Below are 3,758 nucleotides of genomic sequence, written 5' to 3' on the forward strand. Positions count from 1 at the left end.
GCTCTTTTGTATCTGCTCAAAATAATAAGCGAAAAGCTAAGCGAGAGACCATCGATGAATGACTTCTCTCTTGCAAATGCTTTTTAAGGGATGACTAATTAAGCATCAGATTTTTATTGACAATATGATGCTGACTAAAAAATGGGACGGGCATCAGTTGATAATACGAATGCCATCGGGCTGGCGGATCACCCGATACTGACGCATTCTTCTGGGCGAATTGGATGAGGCAGCAGGGCCCGCGATGGGAGCACCGCCATTCTCAGCCACATTGAATACGCTGCCACAGACAGGACAGCGAACGGCGAACGAATTGTCCTTAGAGGGCTTAACCCTCACATCCTGTTTCACCTCATAGGGACAGCTGAGATCGTAGGCAAGATCCTCGGCCGAAGGTGTTATCGTCCTCGACACCACCAAGAGCCCTCCATAGCCAATAGCGGTATTCGCCACCTCCACATTCGTGATAGAGAGCATCCCCTCCTTGGCCAATTTGATCGCCTGTGCACTATTGTCGTAGATGGTATAGTTCACAGGCATATTCGGTATACTCTGCACGGCAATCTGCTTCCGGCACGAAGCAAAGATGCTCCCTCCAATAAGTATCAGAGAGAGCATTTTCAGCACGACGTTTCTGCTCATAACAACCGGCTCATGCATAGTCCAACGAAGCTAAAAGCTGCGCCAGCCGATCCACACCTTCGCGCAGGGGCTTGTCCAGCATAGGCTTCACAAACATATTCAGCTCGGCACGCAGGGTAATCTTCAGTCTGGTATCATCGGGTGCAGCCTCTTTGAGCTGAATCCACACGTTGAAAGGCATGGGAGAACGCTCTGCCTCGAATTTGATCAGGTCGTCCTGCCGACGCTCTACTATTCGCAAACAGATCTGCCCCACCGGATTCACCGAAAGCGTGCAGCTATCGCTGTCTATCCCCGTCAGTTTGATCTTGCCTTCGGGCAATTTATCCTCCATTCCCTTGAGATTGGAGAGATCGGACAGCTTGGAATAGACAGCCGTGATCGGTGCCGCTATACTTTTTATTTCGCTTGCGTATTCTGTCATACTTTACAGTGTATATAATTTGGTGTGCGAAGTGTGTAGCCCGAAAGGAGATCAGACACCCCACGTCTCGGGACTCTTGCGCCATTCGCGAAGCAGCTGCACATTCTCGGCAGAAATATAGCCCGTCCGCAAGGCTTCTTCTATCACCTGATCATAGTCGGTAAGCGTCACAAGCTTGACTCCTGCCTTCTCGAAATTCTGCTCAGCCATCGGGAATCCATGCGTATAGACTGCGACCATACCCAATACTTCGCAACCGAAATTGCGTATGGCTTCGGCTGCCTTGAGACTGCTACCACCCGTAGAGATCAAGTCCTCGATTACTACCACCTTGCTGTTCGGTTTGAGTTCGCCCTCCACAAGGTTCTCCAATCCGTGATCCTTGGGAGACGAGCGCACATACACAAAAGGCAATCCAAGCAGATCGGCCACCAATGCTCCCTGAGCTATAGCCCCTGTAGCTACACCTGCAATAGCCTCGACATCGCCGAAAGTCTCGGAAATCACGCGAGCCAATTCCAATTTGATAAGGGAGCGAATTTGGGGATAAGACAGCGTTTTTCTGTTGTCACAATAGATAGGAGCTTTCCATCCCGAAGCCCATGTGAAAGGGTTGTTCGGCTGCAGTTTGATGGCTTTTACCTCGATGAGCTTCGAGGCGATGAGTTTTCCAAGTGTTTTCATTGTTTATTTTCTGTAATTATCGTCTTAGTAGGACATGATACAAAATTATAGAAAAAAGCACGAAGCCTATTTCCATTTTCTTATCCTGACCGTAAGTACTACGGATGCAGGTCAGTATTATAGTTGATGACGAAAGAGTCCATATCCATCCACGCGGGGAACTTATCGCGAAAACGCTGCATCACCCCCTTGTCGAGCGTATGGCACAGCACCTTTTCCTCCCCTTCGGCACAAGTAGCAAGATACTCGCCCCGAGGTGAAAGGATAGCCGAATCGCCCGTATAGCGCAGACCGATACCGTCCTCCCCCACCCGATTGATGCCACACACATAGGCATAGTTCTCCATGGCGCGAGCCTGGAGCAGCGTTTGCCAGACGGCACGACGCGGTTCAGGCCAGTTGGCCATGCAGACGAGCAAATCGTATTCCAAATCCGTATTGGTACACCAGACGGGGAAACGCAGATCATAGCAAGGAATGATAAATATCTTCCAACCGCGATAGTTGAAGATCCGGCGTTCTTGTGCCGGAGTCATTACCTCATGCTCTCCTCCCACACGGAAGAGGTGCCTCTTGTCCTGATGGAAGACCTCTCCCTCCGGTGTCACGAAATAGGCACGATTATAGAACTTCCCGTCCTCTCGCACGGCCATCGTAGCCGACAGAGCCAAATCATATCGGGCTGCCATTCCCTTTAGACTCATAATGGTTTCGCCCTCTTCGAATGGTTCGGCCAGTGTCTGTACGTTCATCGAAAAGCCCGTAGTCATCATTTCGGGAAAGAAGAGGACATCCGCCCTGCCGGCTGTTTCTTCGGCCAATCGTTCCATTCGGCGAAGATTGGCTTGCTTATCCTCCCAGTCTATCCGGCATTGAGCTACGGCGACTCTCAGTGGCTGAGAGCTTTCGTGTTTGATCATATTGCTGATTCTGCGAAATTTTGAGGGTGTCGTGCCTGCGATGCCCTGTAGCGACTTCTGATGTAGGCGATATCCGCTTCCTCATTGCCGGTGGGTGTGAACAGCTCGAATATGCTCATTTCCTTACGGCTATAATCAATCACGGCGAGCTGAATAGGCACTCCGGCACCTACGGCGATACGGTAGAATCCCGTTTTCCACTGAGGGGAATAACTCCTTGTACCCTCCGGGGTGATAGCAACGTTGAAAACAGCATGCCGCTTAAAAAATTCGCGCACCTGTTCGACAGTGGAACCTCGCTGCGAGCGGTCGATCGGGATCCCACCCATGGCCTTGAAGATCGGCCCCAAAGGGAAGAAAAACCATTCCTTCTTCATCAGGAAGCCGGCTTTCCGACCGATAGACCAATAGTAGAGCTTGCCCAGCAAAAAGTCGTAATTGCTGGTATGAGGAGCCACGCAAATGACGCTTTGGGGCGGATTCGCAGACGGGACGAGAGCTTTCCAGCCCATCATCCTGAGCAACAATCGTGATAAAAACTTCAAAATACCTCTATTATGTCTATGCTATTTCTGCGTTAATGCACGTAAGAGACAAATCAATTGTCGGACGCGCATGCCGAAATACTCTTCACGATCTCGGACAGTTCTTTCTTGAAATCATCCACCAGATGACGATAATACTTCTTTACGAGTGCAGGATTGTGCTTGCGGTCGTTGCAACGAATCTTGGCGATGGTGGTATCTTGAAGTTGGAGAATACGATTGAGGATAGCTTCCACCTCTGCATTTTTTTCCTCTTTCACAAAGAGTTTGAGCAGGAATGCATCGGTAAAAACTTCGGAAATGGCTCCGGTTATCTGCTTTTTCAGTTTTCTTTCGCTTGCCATGCTGTCAATAGTTTTGAATGTGTATGCAAGAAACAATATCAATACAAACTTACGGAAAAAATCGAAGCCTATCTCGGCACTTCCTATCAAATAGAAGGCTTTATATAGTCATCCCTTAAAAAGCATTTGCAAGTGAGAAGTCATTCATCGATGGTCTCTCGCTTAGCTTTTCGCTTATTATTTTGAGCAGGTGCAAAAG

Annotated in this window: 6 protein-coding genes; all 6 read right to left on the reverse strand. The window is 49.2% G+C overall.

Going from position 1 to position 3,758, the window contains the following annotated elements:
* Positions 1–153: 153 nt before the first annotated feature.
* On the reverse strand, positions 154–642 hold the full coding sequence (locus tag HQ50_RS08175; protein ID WP_235317963.1) for a hypothetical protein: 489 nt from the start codon (positions 640–642) through the stop codon (positions 154–156).
* Positions 643–652: 10 nt separating this feature from the next.
* Positions 653–1,066 (reverse strand): polyketide cyclase, encoded by a 414-nt coding sequence (locus HQ50_RS08180; protein ID WP_018965516.1) that lies wholly within the window; start codon positions 1,064–1,066, stop codon positions 653–655.
* A gap of 51 nt (positions 1,067–1,117) precedes the next feature.
* On the reverse strand, positions 1,118–1,750 hold the full coding sequence (pyrE, locus tag HQ50_RS08185) for an orotate phosphoribosyltransferase (protein ID WP_039429628.1): 633 nt from the start codon (positions 1,748–1,750) through the stop codon (positions 1,118–1,120).
* A 98-nt stretch (positions 1,751–1,848) separates the two neighbouring features.
* A complete protein-coding gene (locus tag HQ50_RS08190) occupies positions 1,849–2,670 on the reverse strand; it encodes a nitrilase family protein (RefSeq protein WP_039429632.1) in 822 nt (273 codons plus the stop codon).
* On the reverse strand, positions 2,667–3,185 hold the full coding sequence (locus HQ50_RS08195) for a lysophospholipid acyltransferase family protein (RefSeq protein WP_039429634.1): 519 nt from the start codon (positions 3,183–3,185) through the stop codon (positions 2,667–2,669). Before HQ50_RS08195 ends, HQ50_RS08190 begins: the two co-directional genes overlap by 4 nt.
* 83 nt (positions 3,186–3,268) lie before the next feature.
* Positions 3,269–3,559: a hypothetical protein gene (locus HQ50_RS08200; RefSeq protein ID WP_235317965.1), complete on the reverse strand. Its 291-nt coding sequence runs from the start codon at positions 3,557–3,559 to the stop codon at positions 3,269–3,271.
* Between the last annotated feature and the right edge of the window lie 199 nt (positions 3,560–3,758).

Source organism: Porphyromonas sp. COT-052 OH4946, assembly GCF_000765965.1.
Taxonomy (GTDB): domain Bacteria; phylum Bacteroidota; class Bacteroidia; order Bacteroidales; family Porphyromonadaceae; genus Porphyromonas; species Porphyromonas gulae.

What these genes read in the sequence shown, in the direction of transcription:
- HQ50_RS08175 (WP_235317963.1), bottom strand. Translation starts at nt 642, where the DNA reads ATGAGCAGAAACGTCGTGCTGAAAATGCTCTCTCTGATACTTATTGGA.
- HQ50_RS08180 (WP_018965516.1), bottom strand. Translation starts at nt 1,066, where the DNA reads ATGACAGAATACGCAAGCGAAATAAAAAGTATAGCGGCACCGATCACG.
- pyrE (WP_039429628.1), bottom strand. Translation starts at nt 1,750, where the DNA reads ATGAAAACACTTGGAAAACTCATCGCCTCGAAGCTCATCGAGGTAAAA.
- HQ50_RS08190 (WP_039429632.1), bottom strand. Translation starts at nt 2,670, where the DNA reads ATGATCAAACACGAAAGCTCTCAGCCACTGAGAGTCGCCGTAGCTCAA.
- HQ50_RS08195 (WP_039429634.1), bottom strand. Translation starts at nt 3,185, where the DNA reads ATGATGGGCTGGAAAGCTCTCGTCCCGTCTGCGAATCCGCCCCAAAGC.
- HQ50_RS08200 (WP_235317965.1), bottom strand. Translation starts at nt 3,559, where the DNA reads ATGGCAAGCGAAAGAAAACTGAAAAAGCAGATAACCGGAGCCATTTCC.